Origin of the sequence: Streptomyces sp. NBC_01232 (assembly GCF_035989885.1) — a bacterium.
In the GTDB taxonomy this organism is placed as follows: domain Bacteria; phylum Actinomycetota; class Actinomycetes; order Streptomycetales; family Streptomycetaceae; genus Streptomyces.
Genome location: NZ_CP108518.1, coordinates 2951335 through 2976043, shown reverse-complemented (window position 1 = coordinate 2976043; position 24709 = coordinate 2951335). Strand labels below are relative to the sequence as shown.

Here is a 24709-nt window from a genome sequence, read left to right as displayed (position 1 = left end):
CCCGCAGAACGCCACCAGGATGGTGAACACCCAGATGCAGAACAACTTCTCCGCAAGCGGCCTCTACACCGGCCCGCAGGTGGACAACCGCTACGTCATCCCGCGCTTCGTCGAGCGCACCTCGCAGGGCGTGCGCGAGTACGACCCGTACGCGAAGCTCTTCGAGGAGCGCGTGATCTTCCTCGGCGTGCAGATCGACGACGCGTCCGCCAACGACGTCATGGCGCAGCTGCTGTGCCTGGAGTCGATGGACCCGGACCGCGACATCTCCATCTACATCAACAGCCCGGGCGGCTCCTTCACCGCGCTGACGGCGATCTACGACACGATGCAGTTCGTGAAGCCGGACATCCAGACGGTCTGCATGGGCCAGGCGGCCTCCGCCGCCGCGGTCCTGCTCGCCGCCGGTACCCCCGGCAAGCGCATGGCCCTGCCGAACGCCCGTGTGCTGATCCACCAGCCCTCGGGCGGCACCGGCCGTGAGCAGCTCTCCGACCTGGAGATCGCGGCCAACGAGATCCTCCGCATGCGCGACCAGCTGGAGACCATGCTGGCCAAGCACTCGACGACGCCGATCGAGAAGATCCGCGACGACATCGAGCGCGACAAGATCCTCACGGCCGAGGACGCGCTCGCTTACGGGCTGATCGACCAGATCATCTCCACCCGTAAGAGCAGCAAGGCCTGATCCTTGCCACCAGTTGGCGTGAGCACGTCGTCGGATTCGGCGATGTGAACCACGTCAAGGGGGCCCCGCTCGGGGCCCCCGGCAAGGTACCGTCGGATATGAGGCACCAGGAGCGCTGAACCAGGCGTCTCCCAGGCGAAGGGGAAGCACCTCGTGGCACGCATCGGTGACGGCGGCGATCTGCTCAAGTGCTCGTTCTGCGGAAAGAGCCAGAAGCAGGTGAAGAAGCTCATCGCAGGACCCGGTGTTTACATCTGCGACGAGTGCATCGACCTCTGCAACGAGATCATTGAAGAGGAGCTCGCGGAGACCTCCGAGGTCCGGTGGGAGGAACTCCCCAAGCCCCGTGAGATCTACGAGTTCCTGGAGAGCTACGTCGTCGGCCAGGAGCCGGCGAAGAAGGCGCTCTCGGTAGCGGTCTACAACCACTACAAGCGCGTTCAGGCCGGCGAGAACGGCGGCGCGCAGGGCCGGGACGACGCGATCGAGCTCGCGAAGTCCAACATCCTGCTGCTGGGCCCCACGGGCTCCGGCAAGACCCTGCTCGCGCAGACCCTCGCCCGCATGCTGAACGTGCCGTTCGCCATCGCCGACGCGACCGCGCTGACGGAGGCCGGGTACGTCGGTGAGGACGTCGAGAACATCCTGCTGAAGCTGATCCAGGCGGCCGACTACGACGTCAAGAAGGCCGAGACCGGGATCATCTACATCGACGAGATCGACAAGGTGGCCCGCAAGAGCGAGAACCCGTCGATCACGCGCGACGTGAGCGGCGAGGGCGTGCAGCAGGCCCTCCTGAAGATCCTGGAAGGCACGACCGCCTCCGTACCGCCGCAGGGCGGCCGGAAGCACCCGCACCAGGAGTTCATCCAGATCGACACGACGAACGTGCTCTTCATCGTGGGTGGCGCCTTCGCCGGCCTGGAGAAGATCATCGAGTCGCGTGCGGGCGCCAAGGGCATCGGCTTCGGGGCGACGATCCGCTCGAAGCGCGAGATCGAGGCCAGCGACCAGTTCCAGGAGGTCATGCCGGAGGACCTGGTGAAGTTCGGGATGATCCCCGAGTTCATCGGCCGCCTCCCCGTGCTGACCTCCGTGCACAACCTGGACCGCGAGGCCCTGCTCCAGATCCTGATCGAGCCGCGGAACGCGCTGGTGAAGCAGTACCAGCGGCTGTTCGAACTCGACGGTGTGGAGCTGGACTTCGAGCGCGAGGCGCTCGAGGCCATCGCGGACCAGGCGATCCTCCGCCAGACGGGCGCGCGCGGCCTGCGTGCCATCATGGAAGAGGTCCTGATGTCGGTGATGTACGAGGTCCCGTCCCGCAAGGACGTGGCCCGCGTGGTCATCACCTCGGACGTGGTCCGCTCCAACGTCAACCCGACGCTGGTCCCGCGGATCGTCCCGAAGGACCAGGGCCCGCACGAGAAGTCGGCGTAACCGCACGCGCGCAGTGCCGGGCAGTACGCAGAAGGGGCGCCCCCGACGGGGGCGCCCCTTCTGCGTGTGCCGCGCGCTTCGTTACTTCTTGACGCGGGCGGTGTTGTAGAGCTTCGCGGTCAGTTCCGAGGCCTGCTCCAGGGTGTAGCCGGGCTTGCCCGCGAGCACGGAAGCCACATCGGTGGCGGTGACCATGGTCAGGGTGCTGTAGTCACCCCAGATGCAGATCGGGAGCGTGAACTCCTTGGGTCCCTTGGTCGCCGTGTCCTTCAGGGTGAACTTCGCGTCCTGGCACTTCATGACGGCGCCCTTGAAGCCGGCCGGCGTCATCGCCTTGGGGGTGCCGATCAGTTGGACCTCCTGCTTGCCCTCCTTGGCCGCGTTCAGCTTGGCCATGGTGAAGTAGCCGTCCACGGACTTCTCCGGGTCGGCGACCTCGCCGTAGACGCCCTGGAAGTTGAGGCCCTTGGCCGCCAGAGGGTTCTTCGGGTCGCCGCCCGTGTAGGTCATGCCCACCCGGGTCGGGTTCTTGACGCCCGCCGCCTCGGCTTCCTTCTTGTCCTCGTCGGTGAAGGGCTTGTCCTTGTACGACGGGTCCTTCTTGAAGTCGTCCACGGACTCCGGGGCCACCAGCTTGTAGCCCTTGGTGTCCGTGGAGACGCTGCCGCCCGCGCCGCCGCCCAGGAGGTACCAGCCGCCGCCCGCGATCACCGCGACGGCGACGACCGCGGCGATGATCACGCCGGCCTTGGACTTCTTCGGGGGCTCGCCGCCGTACGGGGCCTGCTGCTGCGGGTACCCGTAGGCCGGGGGGGCCGGCGGCTGCTGCGGGTAGCCCTGCGGGGGGACACCCGGCTGCTGCGGGTAGCCGTAGCCCGGCTGCGGAGCGCCCGCGGGCTGGCCGTACGGGCCGGCCTGGGGGGCGGGCTGGCCGTACGGGCCGGGCGGCGGCGGGGGCTGCTGCCCGTACGGTCCCGGCTGCTGAGGCTGCTGCCCGTAGGGCCCTGGCTGGTTGTAGCTCATCCCGCGTCCCCCAATGAGGTTGCTTATCCGTTTCACACATCCTGACGGAAGGCAGGCGCGGGCAGGGCGCCGGGCCCCGGGAATACCGGTTTCATGACTGGACTGTTACCGCTCTAAACTGTGCCCCGTGACCGAGAACACGCAGACACCCAGCAGCCCCGACTCCGAACTGCCGACCACGTACGCGCCGGCCGAGGTAGAAGGGAAGCTCTACGAGCGCTGGGTAGAGCGCGGTTACTTCGAGGCGGACCCCAAGAGCGAGAAGCCTCCGTACGCGATCGTCATCCCGCCGCCCAACGTCACCGGCAGCCTGCACCTGGGCCACGCCTTCGAGCACACGCTGATCGACGCCCTCACCCGCCGCAAGCGCATGCAGGGCTACGAGACGCTGTGGCAGCCCGGCATGGACCACGCCGGCATCGCCACCCAGAACGTCGTCGAGCGCGAGCTCGCCAAGGAGGGCAAGTCCCGCCACGACCTCGGCCGGGAGGCCTTCGTCGAGCGCGTCTGGCAGTGGAAGGGCGAGTCCGGCGGTCAGATCTCCGGCCAGATGCGCCGCCTCGGCGACGGCGTCGACTGGTCCCGTGAGCGCTTCACCATGGACGAGGGCCTCTCCGAGGCCGTCCAGACCATCTTCAAGAAGCTCTACGACGACGAGCTGATCTACCGCGCCGAGCGCATCATCAACTGGTGCCCCCGCTGCCTGACCGCGATTTCCGACATCGAGGTCGAGTACCAGGACGACGAGGGCGAGCTCGTCTCGATCCGTTACGGCGAGGGCGACGCGTCCATCGTCGTCGCGACCACCCGTGCCGAGACGATGCTGGGTGATACGGCCGTCGCCGTCCACCCCGAGGACGAGCGCTACAAGCACCTCGTCGGCACCGAGATCGAGCTTCCGCTCACCGGCCGCCGCATCCCGGTCGTCGCGGACGAGCACGTCGACCCGGAGTTCGGCACCGGCGCCGTCAAGGTGACCCCGGCGCACGACCCGAACGACTTCGAGATCGGCCAGCGCCACAACCTGCCGAACCTCGCCGTCATGGACGAGCACGCCATCATCACCGTCCACGGCCCCTTCCAGGGCCTGGACCGGCTGGAGGCCCGCTCCGCCATCGTCGCCGCGCTGCGCGCCGAGGGCCGGATCGTCGCCGAGAAGCGCCCGTACACGCACTCCGTCGGCCACTGCTCGCGCTGCAAGACCACCATCGAGCCGCGCCTGTCGATGCAGTGGTGGGTCAAGGTCGGCCCGCTCGCCAAGGCCGCCGGCGACGCGGTCCGTAACGGCGAGGTCAAGATCCACCCGCAGGAGATGGAGAAGCGGTACTTCGACTGGGTCGACAACCTCCACGACTGGTGCATCTCGCGCCAGCTGTGGTGGGGCCACCGCATCCCGGTCTGGTACGGCCCGAACGGCGAGGTCGTCTGCGTCGGACCGGACGAGCAGCCGCCCACCGGCGAGGGCTGGACCCAGGACACCGACGTCCTGGACACCTGGTTCTCCTCGGGCCTGTGGCCCTTCTCCACGCTCGGCTGGCCGCAGCAGACCGACAGCCTGGCGAAGTTCTACCCGAATGCGGTCCTGGTCACCGGCTACGACATCCTCTTCTTCTGGGTCGCCCGGATGATGATGTTCGGCCTGTACGCGATGGACGGCACCCCGCCGTTCCACACCATCGCCCTGCACGGCATGGTCCGCGACGAGCGCGGCAAGAAGATGTCGAAGTCCTTCGGCAACGTGGTCAACCCGCTGGACTGGATGGACAAGTACGGTTCCGACGCGGTCCGCTTCACCCTGGCCCGCGGCGCCAACCCGGGTGTCGACGTCCCGATCGGCGAGGACTGGGTCCAGGCCTCCAGCAAGTTCGCCAACAAGATCTGGAACGCGACGCGTTTCGCGATGATGAACGGCGCCACCATCGAGGGCGAGCTGCCGCCCGTCGAGCGGCTGTCGGCCACCGACCGCTGGATCCTGTCCCGGCTGAACGAGACGGTCGCTCAGGTCGACGCCTTCTACGAGGACTACCAGTTCTCCAAGCTCAGCGAGGCGCTCTACCACTTCGCGTGGGACGAGGTCTTCGACTGGTACGTCGAGCTGTCGAAGACGACCTTCTTCGCGGGCGGCGAGCAGGCCAAGATCTCCGGCCGCGTCCTCGGCGAGGTCATCGACGTCATGCTGCGGCTGCTGCACCCGGTCGTCCCCTTCGTCACCGAGACCCTGTGGACCACGCTGACCGGCGGCGAGTCCCTCGTCATCGCGGACTGGCCCAAGGACAGCGGCTTCCGCGACAAGGCGGCCGAGGCGGAGATCGCTTCCGTCCAGTCGGTGATCACCGAGGTCCGCCGCTTCCGCAAGGAGCAGGGTCTGCAGGACGGCCAGAAGGTTCCGGCCCGTCTGGAGCTGGCCGCGACCGGGCTGGGCGCGCACGAGGCCGCCATCCGGCAGCTGCTGCGCCTCCAGCCGGAAGGTGACTCCTTCAGCGCCACCGCGACCCTCCCGGTCGCCGGCGGCACCGTCGCGCTCGACCTGTCGGGCACCATCGACGTGGCCGCAGAGCGCAAGCGCCTGACGAAGGACCTGGGCGCGGCCGAGAAGGAGAAGCAGCAGGCCGAGGCGAAGCTCGGGAACGAGGCGTTCATCGCCAAGGCGCCCGACAACGTCGTGGACAAGATCAAGGGCCGGCTCGCCAAGGCCGAGGCGGACATCGACCGGCTCCAGGCGCAGCTGGCGGGCCTGCCGGCCGCCTAGGTCCTGTACGCACGCACAGGAGAAGGCCCCCGCGCCGTCGGTCGACGCGGGGGCCTTCGCCGTATCCCTTCCCCGTGCAGGCGCCGGCATCACGGCGGGCACCTGTCCGAAGTGCCCTAAATCACTACTTTTTCCTGATCCGAACCGACGCGCTGACCACGGATGATGGAGGGCATGCGCGTCAAGCCCGTCGTCACAGCCTTCGACCGGCTGGTGGCCTCCGGCCGTCGGCTCACCGAGAGCTGGGCCGGGTCGCCGCGGGCCATGGACGTGCTCACCGCGCTCGGCTGCCTCGGCCTGATGGCCCTCGACCTGCCGGGCCTCGCCGCCGCCGACAACTCGCTGAACGGACCCGCCGCGGCCGTCGTGCTCGCCCTGGGCTGCACGACCCTGCTCGTGCGCCGCCGACAGCCCTGGATCTCGTACCTGGCCGCCCTGCTCTTCATCGGGTGGCTGCACGAACTGACCCTGATCCAGTTCGCCCTCTACTCGGTCGGCCGCTACCGCGGGCGCCGGGCCGGGATCCTCGCCACGCTCGGGTACGTCGCCTTCGCGCTGATCATGTTCATCCTGCCCGGCTGGCCGGAGCCCCGGGTGCAGACCCTCAGCGGCTTCCTCAGCGTGGTCGTGCCCATCGGGGTGCTCGCCTCGGCGGTCGGCATCGCCGCCTACCGGCACGACCTGGTGGGGGAGCTGACCGCGCGGCGGGCCGAGTCCGCGGTGCTCCAGGCCGTCCAGCAGGAGCGCACCTCCGTGGCCCGCGACGTCCACGACTTCGTCGGGCGCGAGCTGACCCTGCTCACGGTCCGCTCCGAGGTGCTGTCGGTACGGGCGCGCGAGACGGCGCACGCGAAGGACTTCGAGGAGCTGGCCGACACCGCGCGCCGGGCCCATCTGGTGCTGAACGAGATCATCGTGCAGCGCGGGGAGCGGGCCCCGACCCCGGGCGTGGACGGACTGGCGGCTCTGGCCGAGGAGAGCGGGCGGGCCGGCTCGCCCGTCCGCCTCGCCATGGACCAGGACGTGCACGGGTTGTCGCCGCTGCGGCAGGCTGCGGTCTACCGGGTGGTGCAGGAGTGCCTGACCAATGCCGCCAAGCACGCGCAGGGGGAGACCATCGACGTGTCGATCACGGCGGACGGCCCGCGGCTGCGGATCGCGGTCAGCAACGCGCTGCCGGCCCGCACCCCGGGCCGGGCCCCCGTCTCGGCGGGCTCGGGCACGGCGAGCATGTCCGAGCGTGTGCGCAGCCTGGGCGGGACCCTGGCGGCGACCCGCACCCGGGACACGTACGAGGTCGTCGCCACCCTCCCGCGCGGCTGAGACTCAGGCCCTCGCCGGGGCCGACAGGCCGTCCAGGGTGTCCAGGTCCTCCACGCACCGGCCGGAGCCCAGCGCCACGCAGTCCAGCGGGTCGTCCGCGACGAAGACCGGGATGCCGGTCGCCGAGGCCATCCGCAGGTCGAGGCCGGGGAGCAGCGCGCCGCCGCCGGTGAGCACGATGCCGTGCTCCATCACGTCGCCGGACAGCTCCGGCGGGCACTCCTCCAGCGTGGTGCGGACGGCGTTGATGATCGACTCGACCGGCTCGTCGAGCGCGGCCCGGACGTCCGGGGCGGTCAGCGAGAGGGTCCTGGGCATGCCGCCGGCCTTCTCGCGGCCGCGCACGGTGAAGGTGCGGGTCTCCAGCTCCGGCCGGTCCGGCACCGGCCAGGCCGAGCCGATGGCGACCTTGACGTCCTCGGCGGTGCGCTCGCCGATGAGGAGGCCGTGCTCCCTGCGTACGTGGTCCATGATCGCCGCGTCCAGCCGGTCGCCGCCGACGCGCAGCGACTGCGACGTGACGATGCCGCCCAGGGAGATGACGGCGACCTCGGCGGTGCCGCCGCCGATGTCCACGACCATGGAGCCGCGGGGTTCGGCCACGGGCAGTCCCGCGCCGATCGCCGCGGCCATCGGCTCCTCGATGAGGTGGACGGCCCTGGCCCCGGCGCGGGTGGACGCCCGGACGATGGCCCGCCGCTCGACCGGGGTGACGCCGGAGGGTACGCAGATCACCATCCGGGTGCGGGGCCGGCGCCCCGGGACCGCTTTGCGGACGAAGTGCCGGATCATCTCCTCGGCGGCCTCGTAGTCGCAGATCACTCCGCCCTTGAGGGGGCGGATCGCGGTGATCGAGCCGGGGGTGCGGCCGATGGTCTTCTTGGCGTCCGTGCCGACGGCCAGGGCGGTGGTGGTGCCCGTCCGGACGGCGACCACGGACGGCTCATTGAGGACGATCCCCTGCCCCCGTGCGTAGACGAGGGTGTTGGCGGTGCCCAGGTCCATTCCTATGTCGCGGCTGGATGCTGTCTTTTTGCTGCTGGCCTGCGGCATTTATTCCCCTATCTCCTGGCGCAAGGCTTGCATAACGATCCGGTCGCTCCGGCCGCCGGAAGTCCCGAAACGGCCGGGCCGAAAGTCCTCCGGGTCCCCGTCCGTAGACTGGCCCTGTGAGTGACCAGCAGCCCGAGAGCCACGACCGCGACGACAACGACGACCTCGCCGGTACCTTCGACGAGTTCGACCAGATCGTGGCGGAAGAGTCCGACCGCGACCCCGACCTGGCGGTGATCGAGGCCGGTAGCCGCACCCTGCGCGCCCAGGCCGGACCGCCCCAGGGCGACCCGGTACCCGCCCGGCCCGTCGACCCCGAGGTCGCCAAGGCGCTGCTGGAGGTGGAGCAGGAGCTCGCCACCCGCTGGGGCGAGACCAAGCTGGAGCCCTCGGTGTCGCGGATCGCGGCGCTGATGGACGTACTGGGCGAGCCGCAGCGCGCGTACCCGTCCATCCACGTCACCGGCACCAACGGCAAGACGAGTACGGCCCGCATGATCGAGTCCCTGCTGAACGCCTTCGAGCTGCGCACCGGGCGCTACACCAGCCCGCACGTGCAGTCGATCACCGAGCGGATCAGCCTCGACGGGGCGCCGATCACCGCCGAGCGCTTCGTCGAGACGTACCACGACATCAAGCCGTACGTGGAGATGGTCGACGCCGCCGAGGAGTACCGGCTGTCCTTCTTCGAGGTACTCACCGGAATGGCCTACGCGGCCTTCGCGGACGCCCCGGTGGACGTGGCCGTGGTCGAGGTGGGCATGGGCGGCAGCTGGGACGCGACCAACGTCATCGACGGGTCCGTCGCGGTGGTCACCCCGATCAGCCTGGACCACACCGACCGGCTCGGCTCCACGCCCGGTGAGATCGCCGTGGAGAAGGGCGGCGTCATCAAGCAGGACGCGACCGTGATCCTGGCCCAGCAGCCGGTGGACGCGGCGCAGGTGCTGCTGAAGAAGGCCGTGGAGGTCGACGCGACGGTGGCCCGCGAGGGCATGGAGTTCGGCGTCGTCTCGCGCGAGGTCGCCGTCGGCGGCCAGCAGCTGACGCTGCGCGGTGTGGGCGGCGAGTACGACGGCATCTTCCTGCCGCTGTACGGCGCGCACATGGCGCACAACGCGGCGGTGGCGCTGGCCGCCGTCGAGGCCTTCTTCGGGGTCGGCGGCGAGCACGCCCGGGTCCTGGACCAGGACACCGTGCGCAAGGCCTTCGCCTCGGTGTCCTCGCCGGGCCGCATGGAGGTCGTGCGGCGCAGCCCCACGGTGGTCCTGGACGCGGCGCACAACCCGGCGGGCGCGGCGGCCACCGCGGAGGCGGTCACCGAGTCGTTCGGCTTCAGCCGGCTGATCGGTGTCGTGGCCGCGAGCGAGGGCAAGGACGTCCGCGGGGTGCTGGAGGCGTTCGAGCCGATCTTCGCGGAGGTGGTGCTGACGGAGAACTCCAGCCACCGGGCGATGGGCGCGGACGAGCTCGCGGCCGTCGCGGTCGAGGTCTTCGGCGCGGACCGGGTGCAGGTCGAGCCGCGGCTGGACGACGCCCTGGAGGCGGCGATCACCCTGGCGGAGGAAGAGGCCGAGTACGGAGGGGCCGGGGTCCTGGTGACCGGTTCCGTGATCACGGTGGGCGAGGCCCGCCTGCTGCTGAAGAGGGGCTGAGGGATGCGCACGCTGTGTGCGAGCACGCTGATCGGCGAGTTCTTCGTGATCGGCTTCGCGGGGCTGGTGGCGATGAAGGACCCCGACCTGACCCAGGCCGTGGTCTGGACGGTGTGCGGGGTCACCATGGCGCTGTCGGTGCTGCTGTGCGGGATGCTGTCGCGTCCCGGGGCGGTCCAGCTGGGCTGGGCGCTGCAGATCGGCCTGATCCTGAGCGGCTTCGTCGTGCCGACGATGTTCTTCCTCGGCGCGGTGTTCGCCGGACTGTGGTGGTGCTCCGTGCACTACGGCCGCAAGATCGACACGATCAAGGCGCGCTGGGCGGCCGCCCAGGAGGCGCAGGGGGCTCCCGGGGCGCCTGACGCTGCGTGACCGGCCCCCTGATCGGCCCTGTAGATTCGCCCTACCGCACCCGTTTGCCGCAAGGAGCCGCAACATGACCCAGCGCACCCTCGTCCTGCTCAAGCCCGACGCCGTCCGTCGTGGTCTGGTCGGCGAGATCATCGGCCGCATCGAGCGGAAGGCCGGCTGGACCATCCCCGCACTGGAGCTGCGTACGCTGGACCAGGAGACCCTGGAGACGCACTACGGCGAGCACAAGGGCAAGCCGTTCTACGAGCCGCTGATGGGCTTCATGTCGAGCGGTCCCGTCGTCGCGCTGGTCGTCGAAGGGGAACGCGTCATCGAGGGTGTCCGCCAGCTGGCCGGACCCACTGACCCGATCGCCGCGGCGCCCGGCTCCATCCGGGGTGATTTCGGTTCGATCACGCGTGAGAACCTGATCCACGCCTCGGACTCCCAGGAGTCCGCCGAGCGTGAGCTGAAGCTGTTCTTCCCGGCGCTCTGAGCACTCTTTCCTGACGCAACATCAGCCGAATAGCGCTCATGACCTGGGGCGACCGAAGTAATTTCGGTCGCCCTTCGGTATTTCCGGGCCGGAGCGGGAACGCCTGGGCAGGACACGTCGTCACCACTGAGGGGGCGGGTATCCATTCCGGCGGGATTGCCGGAGTCCCGTCGCGCGGTCTTCGTACTTGCGGCACTACGATGGGGCCTCCACCCACACACCCACCTCGCCGACCTGACAGCAGCCGCTATCAACTGGAAGGCCAGACGCTCCTCATGGGGAACAAGGGGAACAAAATGTCGTTCATCGGCCGTGACATGGCGATCGACCTCGGGACCGCCAACACGCTGGTGTACGTGAGGGGCCGGGGGATCGTCCTGAACGAGCCGTCCGTGGTCGCCATCAACACGAACACCGGTGGCATCCTGGCGGTCGGCTCGGAGGCGAAGAAGATGATCGGGCGCACGCCCGGCAACATCGTCGCCGTACGGCCCCTCAAGGACGGCGTGATCGCCGACTTCGAGATCACCGAGCGCATGCTCCGGTACTTCATCCTCAAGATCCACAAGCGCCGCTACCTGGCGCGCCCGCGCGTGGTGGTCTGCGTTCCCTCCGGCATCACCGGAGTCGAGCGACGCGCGGTCATCGAGGCGTCCACGCAGGCCGGCGCCCGCCAGGTGCACATCATCGAAGAGCCCATGGCCGCCGCCATCGGCTCGGGCCTGCCCGTCCACGAGGCCACCGGCAACATGGTCGTGGACATCGGCGGCGGCACCACCGAGGTCGCCGTCATCTCCCTCGGCGGAATCGTCACGGCACAGTCCATCCGGGTGGCCGGCGACGAGCTCGACAACGCGATCATCCAGCACATCAAGAAGGAGTACTCGCTCCTGCTCGGTGAGCGCACGGCCGAGCAGATCAAGATCACCATCGGTTCGGCGTACGACCTCGACAAGGACGAGCACACCGAGATCCGCGGTCGCGACCTGGTCTCCGGTCTGCCCAAGACGGTCGTCATCTCGGCCGCCGAGGTGCGCAAGGCCATCGAGGAGCCGGTCAACGCCATCGTGGACGCGGTCAAGACCACGCTCGACAAGTGCCCGCCGGAGCTCTCCGGCGACATCATGGACCGCGGCATCGTCCTGACCGGCGGCGGCGCCCTGCTCCGCGGCCTCGACGAGCGGCTGCGCCGGGAGACCGGCATGCCGATCCACATCGCGGAGGATCCGCTCGACTCGGTCGCGCTCGGCTCCGGCAAGTGCGTCGAGGAGTTCGAGGCCCTCCAGCAGGTCCTGGACGCCCAGCCCCGTCGCTGACAGATGCCCCTCCCCGCCGGGGGAGGGGCCATGCGGAACACAAGGATCCGCCGTACGGGTGCTACCGGGCCCGTGCGGCGGATCGTTGATATACAGGCAAAAGAGAATTCCGACGAGGAAGGCACGGCCGCCGCACGTGAGGGACACACGAGAAAGCCGGCTGCTCCTGGTGCTTCTGATCGCCATCGCGTTCGCATTGATCACGGTGGACATCAGGGCAGGCGAGGAGTCGCCGGTCGACGGTGCCCGACAGGCCGCCGCAGCGGTCTTCGGCCCGGTCGAGGAAGGTGTGGCGACCGCGGTCGATCCGGTCGCCAACGCCATAGGGGCGGTACGGGACTCCGGCGAGCGCCACAACCGCATCGCCACCCTGGAGCGCGAGAACGCGGCGCTGAAGGCCAAGATGGGCAGTGAGGACCAGACCCGCAGCCGCATCCACGAGCTCGACCAGATGCTCAAGCGGGCCGGCGCCGGACAGTACGGCATCAAGGGCGCCGAGGTCATCGCGATAGGAGCGGCCCAGGGCTTCTCCTGGACCGTCACCATCGACGCCGGCAGCAAGGACGGCATCGAACGCGACATGACCGTCCTCAACGGGGACGGACTCGTCGGCCGGGTCAGCACCGTCGGCCCCGACACCGCCACCGTCGTCCTCGCCAACGACCCCGACTTCACCGTCGGCACCCGCCTGGAGAAGACCGGGGAACTGGGCTTCGCCACCGGCCAGGGCGACCGCGCCCTGTCCGTCCAGATGCTCAACGGCAAGGCCAAGGTCAGCCCCGGCGACCGGCTCGTCACCTTCGGCTCACGCGGCAACAAGCCCTTCGTGCCCGGCGTGCCGATCGGTGAGGTGGTCAAGGTCGACCCCTCGCGCGGCGACCTGACCCGCACCGTATGGGTGCGTCCGTTCGTCGGCTTCTCGCGCCTGGACATCGTCGGCGTCGTCGTGATGCCGCCGCGCGAGGACCCCCGCGACGCGGTCCTGCCGCCCAAGCCCGAGGCTCCCAAGCCCACCCCGACGGTCACCGTCACGGTCACCCCGTCCGGGTCCGCCAGTGTGCCCGCCAAGCCGGCCGACGACTAGGAGCAGACCCCGCATGCGCTTCAACCGGATCCTGCTCTCGGCGACCCTGATCGTGGTCGCCCTCGTCGTCCAGGTCACCGTCCTGGGCCGGCTCCAACTGCCCGGGGCCGTCCCCGACCTGCTGCTCCTCACCGTCGTCTCGCTCGCACTCGTGTACGGGCACGTCAGCGGGGCGCTCATCGGCTTCGCCGCCGGTCTCCTCGCCGACCTGGCCCCGCCCGCCGACCACGCCGCAGGGCGGTACGCGCTCGTCCTGTGCGTCATCGGCTACGCCGTGGGCCTGGTCCGCCCCGACGGCGGCCGGTTCCGTTCCGCCTGGGGCCCGATGCTCGCCGTCGTGGCCGCCGCGATCGGCTCCACCCTGCTCTACGCGGGAGTGGGCGCCCTCGTCGGCGACACCGCCGCCCGCCACGTGGGCCTGACCGGGCTGCTCTTCACCGCGACCCTCTACGACCTGCTGCTCGCGCCGTTCACCGTGCCGTTCATCATGGCCCTCGCCCGGCGCGCCGAGAACGACCCGATGGCCGTCGAAGCCGGCGGCGGCCCCGCCAACAAGGCCGCCGACGTCTCAGCCGGCTGGCTGGCCGGCGGCACGGGCCTGCGCATCGGCAGCCAGCGCGGCGGCCTGCGTCTGAAGACCGCGCGCTCGCGGGCCAACAAAGCCGTCCGTATAAAGGGGGTCAAGCCGGTCAAGGGTGTGAAGAGCGTCAAAAAGCTGTGAGGGAGGAGCAGTCGTGACCAACGTTCCGGAGACCGGCCGCACCTCCCGGGTGCAGATCAGGCTCGTCATGATCCAGGTCCTCGTCTTCTCGATGCTGCTCACCCTCGGCGGCCGGCTCTGGCTCCTCCAGATCCGCGAAGGCGCGGAGTACTACCACGAGGCGAAGAGCAACCACGTCCAGCGGGTGGTCCAGCCCGCCGTGCGCGGCTCGATCCTCGACGCCCGCGGCGTCCCCCTCGCAGACAACGAGACCCGTCTGGTCGTCTCCGCCAGCCGCACCAAGCTGATGAAGATGAAGGACAGGGGCAAGGGCGTCATGACCCGCCTCGCCGGCGTCCTGGACATGAGCCCCAAGGAGGTCATGGAGAAGGTCCGGCTCTGCGACTCCCAGACCCCCGCACCCTGCTGGAACGGTTCCCCCTACCAGCCGATCCCGGTCACCCTCGAAGCCACCACGCAGCAGGCGCTGCAGCTGCGCGAACGCCCCGAGGACTTCCCCGGCATCACCGCGGAGGTCACCGCCGTGCGCCGCTACCCGGCCCCGGGCGGGGCCCGTACCGCGCAGGTGCTCGGCTACCTCTCGCCGGTCACCGACGAGGAGATCCAGAAGGCGAAGGACGGCGACTCACCGCACCTGCGCTCCGACCAGGTCGGCCGCTCCGGCATCGAACGCACCTATGACCGGCAGCTGCGGGGCAAGGCGGAAGTCACCTCCTACGAGGTCGACAACCTCGGCCGCGTCATGGGCCAGACCAAGTCCGACCCGGGCATCGCCGGGGCCACCCTGGTCACCAGCATCGACGCCCGGGTCCAGTCCGTCGCCGAGTACGAGCTCCAGCAGGCGATGAAGGTCGTCCGCAACGAGACCGACAACATCACCGGCCGCAAGTACGAGGCCGACTCGGGCGCCGTCGTCGTGATGGAGGCCAGGACCGGCCGCATCGTCGCGATGGCCTCGCAGCCCGACTACGACCCCAACGCCTGGGTCGGCGGCATCGCGGCCAAGGACTACGCCCGGCTCACCAGCAAGAGCTCCAACTACCCGCTGCTCAACCGGGCCATCCAGGGCCAGGCACCCGCAGGCTCCATCTTCAAGGTGGTGTCGGCGAGCGCGGCCGTCCGGGCCGGCTACGCCTTCGACAGCAAGTACAACTGCAGCAGCTCCTACAGCCTCGGCGGCCGCAGCTTCGCGAACTTCGAGTCCAAGGGGCACGGCCCCATCACCCTCGGCGACGCCCTCAAGTTCTCGTGCAACACCGTCTTCTACGCCCTCGGGCACAAGGAGTGGCAGCGCGACGGCGGCCTCAGCCCCAAGAAGGGCGCGCACGACTGGTTCTACCGGACCGCACGCGAGTTCGGACTGGGCTCCGAGACCGGGGTGGACCTGCCGAACGAGGTCACCGGCCGGATCCCCGACCGCCAGTGGAAGCAGAGCTTCTGGAAGGCCAACAAGGCCGGTTGGTGCAAGCAGGGCAAGCGGGGCGGCACCTACGTCCAGCAGATCGCCTACGAAAGCTGCCTCGAGGGCAACCAGCTGAAGGCCTACGACAGCATCAACTTCGCCATCGGCCAGGGCGACGTCCTCGTCACCCCCATCCAGATGGCCACCGCCTACTCCGCCATCAGCAACGGCGGCACCCTCTTCAACCCCACCGTGGGCAAGGCCGTGATCAGCCCCGACGGCAAGCACATCGAGATGATCAAGCCCCAGTCCCACGGCAGGCTGCCCATCGACGCCAAGACCGTCAGCGACCTCGACAAGGGCCTGCGCTCGGTCGTCGAACCCGGCGGCACCGCCGCCTGGCGGTTCGGCGGCTGGCCGATGGACAAGATCCCCATGCACGCCAAGACCGGCACCGCACAGGTCTACGGCAAGCAGACCACGTCCTGGCTGGCGACCTACACCAAGGACTTCACGATCGTCATGACGATCTCCCAGGGCGGCACCGGCTCGGGAGCCTCCGGCCCCGCCGTCCGCAATCTCTACAACGCCATCTACGGTCTCGACATGGAGGGCAACCCGGACCCGAAGAGGGCCCTGCTGCCGCAGCCCGAGGCCAAGCTGCCCAAGATCCAGCCCGACGGCTCCATCGAATCCCCCGAGATCCGGCCGTACGTGCCGCCGTCCCCGGAAGCGCCGGCGCCGCCCGTGCTCGCCGGGCCGCCCGCCCTGCCCCCCGTACGGGACTGAGGACCGAAAACCGACATGCAGACCGCCAACAAGTTCTCCGTCTCCCGGTACGCGCCCGAGCGCGGGGCGATGGCCAAGCTCACCGCCCGCGACTCGGTGGTGCGCCGGCTCGACTGGCCGATACTCCTCTCCGCACTGGCCCTCTCCTTCATCGGCGCCCTGCTGGTGTGGTCGGCGACCCGCAACAGGACGCAGCTGAACCAGGGGGACCCGTACTACTTCCTGGCCCGCCACGCCCTGAACACCGGCATCGGCCTCGTGCTGATGATCGGCACGATCTGGCTCGGCCACCGCACCCTGCGCGGCGCCGTACCGATCCTCTACGGGCTCTCCCTCGTGCTGATCCTCGCCGTGCTCACACCGCTCGGCGCGACCATCAACGGCGCCCACGCCTGGATCGTCATCGGCGGCGGATTCTCCCTCCAGCCCTCCGAGTTCGTGAAGATCACGATCATCCTGGTGATGGCGATGCTGCTCGCCACCCGGGTGGACGCGGGCGATCTCGCCCATCCGGACCACCGCACCGTCGTCAAGGCGCTCTGCCTGGCCGCCGCCCCGATGGGCATCGTCATGCTGATGCCCGACCTCGGCTCCGTGATGGTCATGATCGTCATCGTGCTCGGCGTGCTGCTGGCCTCCGGCGCCTCCAACCGCTGGGTGCTGGGCCTGCTCGGCGCGGGCGCGGGCGGTGCCGTCCTGATATGGCAGCTGGGCGTCCTCGACGAGTACCAGATCAACCGCTTCGCGGCCTTCGCCAACCCCGAGCTCGACCCGGCGGGCGTCGGCTACAACACCAACCAGGCGCGCATCGCGATCGGCTCCGGCGGACTGACCGGATCCGGACTCTTCAAGGGCTCGCAGACCACCGGCCAGTTCGTGCCCGAGCAGCAGACCGACTTCGTCTTCACGGTGGCGGGGGAGGAGCTGGGCTTCGTCGGGGCCGGGCTGATCCTGCTGCTGCTCGGCATCATCCTATGGCGCTCCTGCGTGATCGCCCGGGAGACCACCGAGCTGTACGGGACCATCGTGTGCGCCGGGATCATCGCCTGGTTCGCCTTCCAGTCCTTCGAGAACATCGGCATGACCCTCGGGATCATGCCCGTCGCCGGGCTTCCGCTGCCGTTCGTCTCGTACGGAGGTTCGTCGATGTTCGCGGTCTGGGTGGCCATCGGGCTACTGCAGTCGATCAAGGTGCAGCGACCATTGTCGGCCTGATGCCCCGTTCACCCTGCCGTCGTGTTCCGTTCAGGACTAAGTTCGGTCTATGGCGGACACGAAGCGCGAGATCGAGCGGAAATTCGAGTTCACTAAGGCCTCTGCAGCCAGGCGCGGGGTACCGGACCTGACGGGCACGGCCGCGATCGCGGCCGTCTCCGACCAGGGCACCGTCGACCTCGACGCCGTCTACTACGACACCCCCGACCAGCGGCTCGCCGCCGACGGCCTCACCCTGAGGCGCAGAACCGGCGGCGCGGACGAGGGCTGGCACCTCAAACTGCCCGTCTCCCCCGGCGTGCGCGACGAGGTCGGGGCCGCACTCAGCGACACGGTCCCGCCCTCCCTCGCCGCCCTCGTCCGCTCCCGCGTCCGCCACGCCGGGCTCCAGCCACAGGTCAGGCTGGTCTCCTCGCGCCGCCTCAGCCACCTGCTCGACGCGGGCGGCGCCCTGCTCGCCGAACTGAGCACCGACGAGGTCCTCGCCGAGCGCGGCGACACCACCGCCGCCTGGACCGAGGTCGAGGTCGAACTCGCCGACGGGGTCGATCCCGCCCTGCTCGACTCCGTGGAGAAGGCCTTCCGCAAAGCCGGGCTCCGCGTCTCCGAAGCCCCCTCCAAGCTCGCCCGGGCCCTCTCCGAAACCGACGCCGAACCCCCGGCCCGGCCCGAGGGCGGCGGCCCCGAGGGCACCACGGGCGCGCACGTCCTCACGTACCTGCGGGAACAGCGCGACGCCCTGATCGCCCAGGACCCGGCCGTGCGACGGTCCCTGCCCGACTCCGTCCACCAGATGAGGGTCGCCAGCCGCCGGCTGCGCAGCGCCTTCAAGACCTACCGCAAGGTGCTCGACCGGGAGGTCACCGACCCGATCGGCGAGGAACTGCGCTGGCTGGCCGCGGAGCTGGGGGTCGACCGCGACCAGGAGGTGCTGCTGGAACGCATCCAGGCCCACCTCGGCGAGCTGCCGCGCCCCCTGGTGATCGGCCCCGTACGCAGCAGGCTGCGCGTGTGGAACACCACCCGCCGCTCCGGATCGCGCCGCCGGGCCCTCGCCGCGCTCGACAGCCCGCGCTACCTCGCCCTGCTGGACTCCCTCGACGCCCTGCTGGAGGAGCCGCCGCTGCGCAAGCGCGCGGCCCGGCCCCCGGAGGCGGTCCTGCCGAAGGCGGTGCTGCGCGACTACTCCCGTCTCGCAGACCGGGTCGACAGCGCGCTCTCCCTCACGGAGGGGGAGGAGCGCGATGTCGCTCTGCACAACGCGCGCAAGGCGGCCAAGCGCGTCCGGTACGCGGCCGAGTCGGCCGAGCCCGTCCTGGGCAGGCCGGCGAAACACCTGGCCAAGGCCGCCAAGAAGGTCCAGACCCTGCTCGGCGACCACCAGGACAGCGTGGTGGCCCGCGAGGCACTGCGCGGCCTCGGGGTCCAGGCGACGGGCGCGGGAGAGTCCGCCTTCACCTGGGGCGTGCTCCACGGCCGCGAGGAAGCCCTGGCCGAGCGGCGCGAGCGGGAGCTTCCGGCCATCTGGGCGAAGGCCTCCGACCCGGCGCTGCGGTCCGGACTTGGATGATCATGTGGGTGGGGGCGGCCGAGCCTCGGGGTACGCTTGAGAGCTGCCCCCTGCCCGCTTCACGAAAGTCGCGTGATGACCGAGTCGGTCTTCCCTCAGCTTGAGGCCCTGCTTCCGCATGTGCAGAAGCCCATCCAGTACGTCGGCGGTGAACTCAACTCCACGGTCAAGGAGTGGGAGAGCTGCGACGTCCGCTGGGCGCTCATGTACCCGGACGCGTACGAAGTCGGGCTGCCCAACCAGGGCGTCATGATCCTTTACGAGGTGCTCAACGAACGCGAGGGCGTCCTCGCCGAGCGCACCTACAGCGTGTGGCCCGACCTCGAAGAACTGATGCGCGAGCACAAGGTGCCGCAGTTCACCGTGGACAGCCACCGCCCGGTCTCCGCCTTCGACGTGTTCGGCCTGTCCTTCTCCACGGAGCTGGGCTACACCAACATGCTCACGGCCCTGGACCTCGCCGGCATCCCGCTGGAGGCCAGGAACCGTACGGTCGACCACCCCATCGTCCTCGCGGGCGGCCACGCGGCCTTCAACCCCGAGCCGATCGCGGAGTTCATCGACTGCGCCGTCATCGGCGACGGCGAGCAGGCCGTCCTCGACATGACCGAGATCATCCGCACCTGGAAGGCCGAGGGGCGGCCGGGCGGACGCGAAGAGGTCCTGCTGCGCCTGGCGAAGACCGGCAACGTCTACGTGCCGGGCTTCTACGACGTCGAGTACCTGCCGGACGGCCGCATCGGCCGTGTCGTGCCCAACCGCTCCGGCGTGCCGTGGCGCGTGTCCAAGCACACGGTCATGGACCTCGACGAGTGGCCCTACCCCAAGCAGCCCCTGGTCCCGCTCGCCGAGACCGTCCACGAGCGCATGTCCGTGGAGATCTTCCGCGGCTGCACCCGAGGCTGCCGTTTCTGCCAGGCCGGCATGATCACGCGCCCCGTGCGGGAGCGAAGCATCACCGGCATCGGCGAGATGGTCGAGCGCGGGCTGAAGGCCACGGGCTTCGAGGAGGTCGGCCTCCTGTCGCTGTCCTCCGCGGACCACACGGAGATCGCCGACATCGCCAAGGGCCTCGCGGACCGCTACACGGACGACAAGGTGGGCCTGTCCCTGCCGTCGACCCGCGTGGACGCCTTCAACGTGGACCTGGCCAACGAGCTGACCCGCAACGGTCGCCGCTCCGGCCTGACCTTCGCCCCCGAGGGCGGCTCCGAGCGCATGCGCAAGGTCATCAACAAGATGGTCTCGGAAGAGGACCTGATCCGGACCGTCTCCACGGCGTACGGCAACGGCTGGCGCCAGGTGAAGCTGTACTTCATGTGCGGCCTGCCCACCGAGACCGACGAGGACGTGCTCCAGATCGGCGACATGGCGGTCAACGTCATCGCCAAGGGGCGCGAGGTCTCCGGCCAGAACGACATCCGCTGCACGGTGTCCATCGGCGGATTCGTGCCGAAGCCGCACACCCCGTTCCAGTGGGCGCCGCAGCTGTCGGCCGAGGAGACGGACGCCCGCCTGGGCAAGCTCCGAGACAAGATCCGCGGCGACAAGAAGTACGGCCGCTCCATCGGCTTCCGCTACCACGACGGCAAGCCGGGCATCGTCGAGGGCCTGCTCTCGCGCGGTGACCGCCGCATCGGCGACGTCATCCGCGCCGTGTACGAATCGGGCGGCCGCTTCGACGGCTGGCGCGAGCACTTCAGCTACGACCGCTGGATGGAGGCGGCCGAGAAGACGCTGCCCGCCTACGGCGTGGACGTGGCCTGGTACACGACCCGCGAGCGCACCTACGAGGAGGTCCTGCCCTGGGACCACCTGGACTCCGGTCTCGACAAGGACTGGCTCTGGGAGGACTGGCAGGACGCCCTCGACGAGACCGAGGTCGACGACTGCCGCTGGACCCCGTGCTTCGACTGTGGCGTCTGTCCTCAGCTCGACACGCACATCCAGATCGGCCCCACCGGCAAGAAGCTGCTGCCGCTGTCGGTCGTCAACAAGTAGGCACGCTGCCGTCGGCCCTGTCCTCAACAGGGCCGACGGCGCATTACGGGGGTCAGTCGCTGAAGGCATCCCTCTTGATGACCAGCCGCTCCCGCGCATCCGCGGGAATGATCAATTTCAGACCCACCTCCGGCGCCCTGACACCGGGAAGTCTGTGCCGGCTGACCGAGCAGGTGATTCCCGCTCGCCGCAAGTCGCCGGCCATGGTTTCTCCGTCCGCCTGTTCCCAGCGCTCGCGGAAGGTTCCGCCGCTGGAAGTCTGCAGCCAGCGGTCCTGGGCCGTGTCCGGATCCAGCCCCTGAAGCTCGGTGATCAGCCTCTCCAGGGACTGCTCCGCCCGCCGGCGTGTGAAAGGGGTCCGGGAGTACCACCCGCCGGGTTCCAGACCGGTCATGTAGTCGGCAATGGTGTTCTCGACCGTCCTCCGCCGATCGCGGCCGTCCGCGCCCGGTGCGTACTCCCTGACCCTGACCGGCTCCGCACCCAGCACACTCATGACCTCACCGGCCAGTCGGCTGTAGACGGACTGCGGATCCGGAGCACCGAGACCACCACTGGGACACCTTCGGCAGCGCAGATACTCGTAGGTGCGGACCTTCCCCCTGCTCCTGTGCGCTGTCATGTGCGTGCCGCAATCCGCACACACCAGAACACCCAGGAACTGCGTCGCGCCGCCCTTGCGCCGGACCGGCTGTGACTTGGACCGCTCATCCAATACCGCTTGGAGGGAGAGCCACTCAGCTTCCGTGACGATGGGATCGCCCACCCTGATCGGATTGCCGTCCGCGCCCAGGACGGTCACCGACCGCCTCGCGCCACCGTCCTTGCTCTCACTGACTCGAAACCCCATGAGCGCTGGATTGCGCAGCCTTCGCAGCAGCGTGCCCGCGCTCCACTGCCCGCCTCCGCCGGTCGGCACCCGGGCCCGGATGAGGACGGTGGTCATCCGCCGGGCCGAGACCCCGCGCAAGGCGGCGCCCAGACACCAGCGCAACACCCGTTGCTCCTGAGGATCAATGACCAGTCTGCCTCGATCGTCGATCGTGTAGCCGTAGGGCGGCTTGCCGACGAGCCAGTCGGACTGCGTCCTGGTGTAGTCCCAGAGGCTTGTCACTCGAGTGCTGATGGCCGATGCCTCGATTTCGGCGATACCGCCGATGATCTCTGCCATCACCTTTCCGGTCGGGCTGGTCAGGTCGACGGTGTCGTGGTTGGAGATGAGGTTCTTCCCGTGCGCGAGGCACCATTCGATCATGGTGCTGAGATCTGTGAGCCGACGGACGAGGCGGTCCAGCTTCCAGAAGAGCAGGACGTCGAATTCCGGCACCCGGTCGTTCAGCCAGTGCCCCAGCTCTCTGCGGCGCCAGGGCGGCACCCGGGTTGCGGAGACGTTCAGATCTCTGGCGACACCGACGACCCGGTATCCCCGCTCCCGGGCAAGACGCCGGAGGTCGAGTTCCTGCCGGACGGGGGACGTGGTCTCGACGGTGAGCGTCGAGAGCCTTACGGACAGCAGCGCCCGCGGCGCATCGGAGGGCAGGGACGCCTCGGCCGCTATGAGCTCCTGCAGTAGAGCCAGATCCGTATCGCGCCACTGAACGTCCGCCGGGTGGAGCCTCTGCCGGTTTCCCGTGAGCTTCTTCATGTTCTTCCCAACGACACGGTGCTGTCGCTGGATGTGCGCGTGTGGGCGTCTTTCCTCAGATGCAGACGGAGATCCAGATCGGCCCGACGGGCAGGAAACTGCTGCCGCTGTCCGTCGTGAAGTAACCCTTGGGTCACGAGAGGCCCCCGCTCGCAACGGGCGGGACCCTCTGTCGTGTCCTTCACTGCATGGAAACGGACAAGAGGCCTCCCGTCGGCGGTGGCGACGGGTGCCTGGTGGGCGTCATCAGGATTCCCGTGAAGATCGTCGCCGTACTCGTCGTACTGCCCGTACGAGTGGCCTGGGAACTGCTTGTCGCCCTGGGCCGAGCCGTGCACCGGCACGTTCTCGGGCCGCTCTGGGCGCACGTCCTCGAGCCGGTGTTCCGCGGACTGGGATGGCTGCTGGCCACCCTGTTCAAGCTGGTCCTCGTATGGCCGTGGGTCGGGTTGTGGCGCTACGTGATCACCCCGGTCGGGCGGGGCCTGGCGTGGCTGGTCCGCGGTGCGTACGACCGCCTGTTCGCACCGGCCGGGCGGCTCCTGAGCACCTACGTCCTGCTTCCCCTCGGCCGGGCGCTGGCCTGGGTCGGCCGGGGCGGGCTGCGGTACCTGCTCGCCCCGCTCGCCAAGGGCGTCACCTGGGTCGCGTGGGTCCTCGGCATGGCGCTGTTCGTGTGGCCGTGGGTGGGGCTGTGGCGGTACGTGCTCGTGCCCGTCGGCCGCGGGATCGGATGGCTGGCCGTGGCGGTTTACCGGTACGTGCTCACCCCGCTCGGGCACGGCCTCGTATGGCTGGCGGTCGCGTTGTACCGGTACCTGCTGCGGCCGGTCGGGCTGGGCCTCGTACGGCTGGCGGTCGCGCTGTACCGGTACCTGCTGCGGCCCGTCGGCCTCGGCATCGCATGGCTGGCCCACGGCCTCCACCGGTATGTCCTGACCCCGGTCGGGCAGGTCCTCGTATGGGCCTGGCACGTGAGCGGGCGCATCGCCGCCGCTCTGTGGCGCGGGCTCTCATGGGTCTGCTGGGTGCTGGTCGGGTGGCCCGCGTCCCGGGTCTACCGGTATGTGCTGACCCCCGTCGGGCACGCAGTGCGCGATGTCTGGCGGACCGCCCGTGCCGCGGTCCGTGAGGCGCGGGCCGAGGTGCGCCGCGCGCTGTTCGGTGCTCCTCCCGTGGAACCGGCGAGGTCACGGGCGCGTACTCTGGGTAGTACGACAGCCGCAGGCAACACGCCCGCTCCCGAGATCTCCCTCCATGAACGGCAGGGGTGAGCCGGAGGCAGGGCGGCGCCCGACGGCCCCCAGACGCTCAGGGCGACGCGCGAGCCGCGGAGCCCCGCACAAGGAGAAGAACCACTGGGCAAGCGACAGCCCGAAGGCCCGCCTCCCGCACCGGTGGTGCAGCGCATTCGACTGCGCTACACCAAGCGCGGCCGCCTCCGGTTCACCAGCCACCGCGACTTCCAGCGCGCCTTCGAGCGGGCCCTGCGCCGCGCCGAAGTGCCCATGGCCTACTCGGCCGGCTTCACCCCGCACCCGCGCGTCTCGTACGCGAACGCCGCCCCGACCGGGACCGGCAGCGAGGCCGAGTACCTGGAGATCGCCCTTGCCGAGCCCCGCGACCCCGAGAAGCTCCGTGAGCTGCTCGACGAGTCGATGCCGACCGGGCTCGACATCATCGACGCCGTCGAGGCCCGTACCTCGGGTCTCGCGGACCGGCTGACCGCCTCCATCTGGGAGCTGCGCCTGGACGGCGTGGAGCCCGCGGAGGCCCAGCGGGCCGTGACGGCCTTCCTCGCCGCCGAGACCGTGGAGGTGCAGCGTCGGACCAAGAACGGTATGCGGACCTTCGACACGCGTGGCGCGGTCGTCAGTCTGGAAGCCCTTACCGCCCCGGCTGATAGGCCGCTGGACAATGCCTGTGCGATACTGCGCCTGGTTGTTCGGCATCTGACACCTGCCGTGCGACCCGACGACGTCCTGTCCGGTCTCCGAGCTGTGGCCGACCTGGCGCCGCCGGTCCCCTCAGCGGTGACCAGGCTGGCGCAGGGGCTCTTCGACGAGGAGTCCGGCACGGTGACCGACCCGCTCGCGCCCGACCGCGAGGCTGTCACGGCCGCCCCACCCACGGCCGCCGTAGCAGCCGACGCGAAGGCGCCGGAAGGTCCCGCCGCGTAAGGAACGCC

General features: G+C 69.7%; 19 protein-coding genes. 16 read left to right on the top strand and 3 right to left on the bottom strand.

Annotated elements, in window-relative coordinates; translation table 11 throughout:
- Window positions 1-19 precede the first annotated feature (19 nt).
- Window positions 20-688, top strand: coding sequence for an ATP-dependent Clp protease proteolytic subunit (locus OG444_RS13880; RefSeq protein WP_033223992.1), 669 nt, complete (start codon window positions 20-22; stop codon window positions 686-688).
- A gap of 153 nt (window positions 689-841) precedes the next feature.
- A complete protein-coding gene (gene clpX / locus OG444_RS13875) occupies window positions 842-2128 on the top strand; it encodes an ATP-dependent Clp protease ATP-binding subunit ClpX (RefSeq protein WP_301371147.1) in 1287 nt (428 codons plus the stop codon).
- A gap of 81 nt (window positions 2129-2209) precedes the next feature.
- On the opposite strand, the gene OG444_RS13870 is transcribed toward clpX, so the two are convergent.
- Window positions 2210-3151, bottom strand: coding sequence for a hypothetical protein (locus OG444_RS13870; RefSeq protein ID WP_327262464.1), 942 nt, complete (start codon window positions 3149-3151; stop codon window positions 2210-2212).
- A 127-nt stretch (window positions 3152-3278) separates the two neighbouring features.
- Here OG444_RS13870 and OG444_RS13865 point away from each other — a divergent pair, with 127 nt between their 5' ends.
- Both OG444_RS13865 and OG444_RS13860 read left to right on the top strand, forming a co-directional pair.
- Window positions 3279-5900: a valine--tRNA ligase gene (locus OG444_RS13865; RefSeq protein ID WP_327262463.1), complete on the top strand. Its 2622-nt coding sequence runs from the start codon at window positions 3279-3281 to the stop codon at window positions 5898-5900.
- Between the two features lie 174 nt (window positions 5901-6074).
- A complete protein-coding gene (locus tag OG444_RS13860) occupies window positions 6075-7223 on the top strand; it encodes a sensor histidine kinase (RefSeq protein WP_327262462.1) in 1149 nt (382 codons plus the stop codon).
- A gap of 3 nt (window positions 7224-7226) precedes the next feature.
- On the opposite strand, the gene OG444_RS13855 is transcribed toward OG444_RS13860, so the two are convergent.
- On the bottom strand, window positions 7227-8276 hold the full coding sequence (locus OG444_RS13855; RefSeq protein WP_327262461.1) for a rod shape-determining protein: 1050 nt from the start codon (window positions 8274-8276) through the stop codon (window positions 7227-7229).
- Between the two features lie 116 nt (window positions 8277-8392).
- On the opposite strand from OG444_RS13855, the gene folC reads away from it, so the two are divergent.
- From folC to OG444_RS13805, 10 genes are all read left to right on the top strand, one after another.
- A complete protein-coding gene (folC, locus tag OG444_RS13850; protein WP_405788877.1) occupies window positions 8393-9931 on the top strand; it encodes a bifunctional tetrahydrofolate synthase/dihydrofolate synthase in 1539 nt (512 codons plus the stop codon).
- Between the two features lie 3 nt (window positions 9932-9934).
- Entirely contained in the window at window positions 9935-10303 is a 369-nt protein-coding gene (locus tag OG444_RS13845) for a DUF4233 domain-containing protein (RefSeq protein WP_327262460.1), read from the top strand.
- Between the two features lie 64 nt (window positions 10304-10367).
- Window positions 10368-10778, top strand: coding sequence for a nucleoside-diphosphate kinase (gene ndk / locus OG444_RS13840; RefSeq protein WP_327262459.1), 411 nt, complete (start codon window positions 10368-10370; stop codon window positions 10776-10778).
- Window positions 10779-11074: 296 nt separating this feature from the next.
- The gene (locus OG444_RS13835) at window positions 11075-12094 is read left to right on the top strand and encodes a rod shape-determining protein (protein WP_008738981.1); all 1020 of its coding nucleotides are present in this window, start codon (window positions 11075-11077) and stop codon (window positions 12092-12094) included.
- Between the two features lie 136 nt (window positions 12095-12230).
- Window positions 12231-13178 carry a rod shape-determining protein MreC gene (mreC, locus tag OG444_RS13830; protein ID WP_327262458.1) on the top strand — a complete coding sequence of 316 codons (948 nt, stop codon included), beginning with the start codon at window positions 12231-12233 and terminating at the stop codon, window positions 13176-13178.
- 13 nt (window positions 13179-13191) lie between these two features.
- Window positions 13192-13899 carry a rod shape-determining protein MreD gene (gene mreD, locus OG444_RS13825; RefSeq protein ID WP_327262457.1) on the top strand — a complete coding sequence of 236 codons (708 nt, stop codon included), beginning with the start codon at window positions 13192-13194 and terminating at the stop codon, window positions 13897-13899.
- Between the two features lie 13 nt (window positions 13900-13912).
- A complete protein-coding gene (mrdA, locus tag OG444_RS13820) occupies window positions 13913-16090 on the top strand; it encodes a penicillin-binding protein 2 (protein ID WP_327262456.1) in 2178 nt (725 codons plus the stop codon).
- A gap of 15 nt (window positions 16091-16105) precedes the next feature.
- A complete protein-coding gene (gene rodA, locus OG444_RS13815) occupies window positions 16106-17305 on the top strand; it encodes a rod shape-determining protein RodA (protein WP_327262455.1) in 1200 nt (399 codons plus the stop codon).
- A 49-nt stretch (window positions 17306-17354) separates the two neighbouring features.
- The gene (locus OG444_RS13810) at window positions 17355-18875 is read left to right on the top strand and encodes a CYTH and CHAD domain-containing protein (RefSeq protein WP_327262454.1); all 1521 of its coding nucleotides are present in this window, start codon (window positions 17355-17357) and stop codon (window positions 18873-18875) included.
- A gap of 72 nt (window positions 18876-18947) precedes the next feature.
- On the top strand, window positions 18948-20876 hold the full coding sequence (locus OG444_RS13805; protein WP_266356821.1) for a TIGR03960 family B12-binding radical SAM protein: 1929 nt from the start codon (window positions 18948-18950) through the stop codon (window positions 20874-20876).
- A gap of 52 nt (window positions 20877-20928) precedes the next feature.
- Here the strand turns inward: OG444_RS13805 and OG444_RS13800 are convergent, their stop codons facing one another.
- The gene (locus OG444_RS13800; RefSeq protein WP_327262453.1) at window positions 20929-22521 is read right to left on the bottom strand and encodes a recombinase family protein; all 1593 of its coding nucleotides are present in this window, start codon (window positions 22519-22521) and stop codon (window positions 20929-20931) included.
- Between the two features lie 188 nt (window positions 22522-22709).
- On the opposite strand from OG444_RS13800, the gene OG444_RS13795 reads away from it, so the two are divergent.
- Window positions 22710-23795 (top strand): hypothetical protein, encoded by a 1086-nt coding sequence (locus tag OG444_RS13795; RefSeq protein ID WP_327262452.1) that lies wholly within the window; start codon window positions 22710-22712, stop codon window positions 23793-23795.
- Window positions 23796-23921: 126 nt separating this feature from the next.
- On the top strand, window positions 23922-24701 hold the full coding sequence (locus OG444_RS13790; protein WP_327262451.1) for a TIGR03936 family radical SAM-associated protein: 780 nt from the start codon (window positions 23922-23924) through the stop codon (window positions 24699-24701).
- Window positions 24702-24709 lie beyond the last annotated feature (8 nt).

Coding starts and splice junctions, on each gene's coding strand:
- OG444_RS13855 (WP_327262461.1), bottom strand. CDS start 8,276: ATGCCGCAGGCCAGCAGCAAAAAGACAGCATCCAGCCGCGACATAGGA.
- OG444_RS13810 (WP_327262454.1), top strand. CDS start 17,355: ATGGCGGACACGAAGCGCGAGATCGAGCGGAAATTCGAGTTCACTAAG.
- OG444_RS13800 (WP_327262453.1), bottom strand. CDS start 22,521: ATGAAGAAGCTCACGGGAAACCGGCAGAGGCTCCACCCGGCGGACGTT.
- mreD (WP_327262457.1), top strand. CDS start 13,192: ATGCGCTTCAACCGGATCCTGCTCTCGGCGACCCTGATCGTGGTCGCC.
- ndk (WP_327262459.1), top strand. CDS start 10,368: ATGACCCAGCGCACCCTCGTCCTGCTCAAGCCCGACGCCGTCCGTCGT.
- OG444_RS13870 (WP_327262464.1), bottom strand. CDS start 3,151: ATGAGCTACAACCAGCCAGGGCCCTACGGGCAGCAGCCTCAGCAGCCG.
- OG444_RS13845 (WP_327262460.1), top strand. CDS start 9,935: ATGCGCACGCTGTGTGCGAGCACGCTGATCGGCGAGTTCTTCGTGATC.
- OG444_RS13860 (WP_327262462.1), top strand. CDS start 6,075: ATGCGCGTCAAGCCCGTCGTCACAGCCTTCGACCGGCTGGTGGCCTCC.
- rodA (WP_327262455.1), top strand. CDS start 16,106: ATGCAGACCGCCAACAAGTTCTCCGTCTCCCGGTACGCGCCCGAGCGC.
- OG444_RS13880 (WP_033223992.1), top strand. CDS start 20: ATGGTGAACACCCAGATGCAGAACAACTTCTCCGCAAGCGGCCTCTAC.
- OG444_RS13835 (WP_008738981.1), top strand. CDS start 11,075: ATGTCGTTCATCGGCCGTGACATGGCGATCGACCTCGGGACCGCCAAC.
- OG444_RS13795 (WP_327262452.1), top strand. CDS start 22,710: ATGGAAACGGACAAGAGGCCTCCCGTCGGCGGTGGCGACGGGTGCCTG.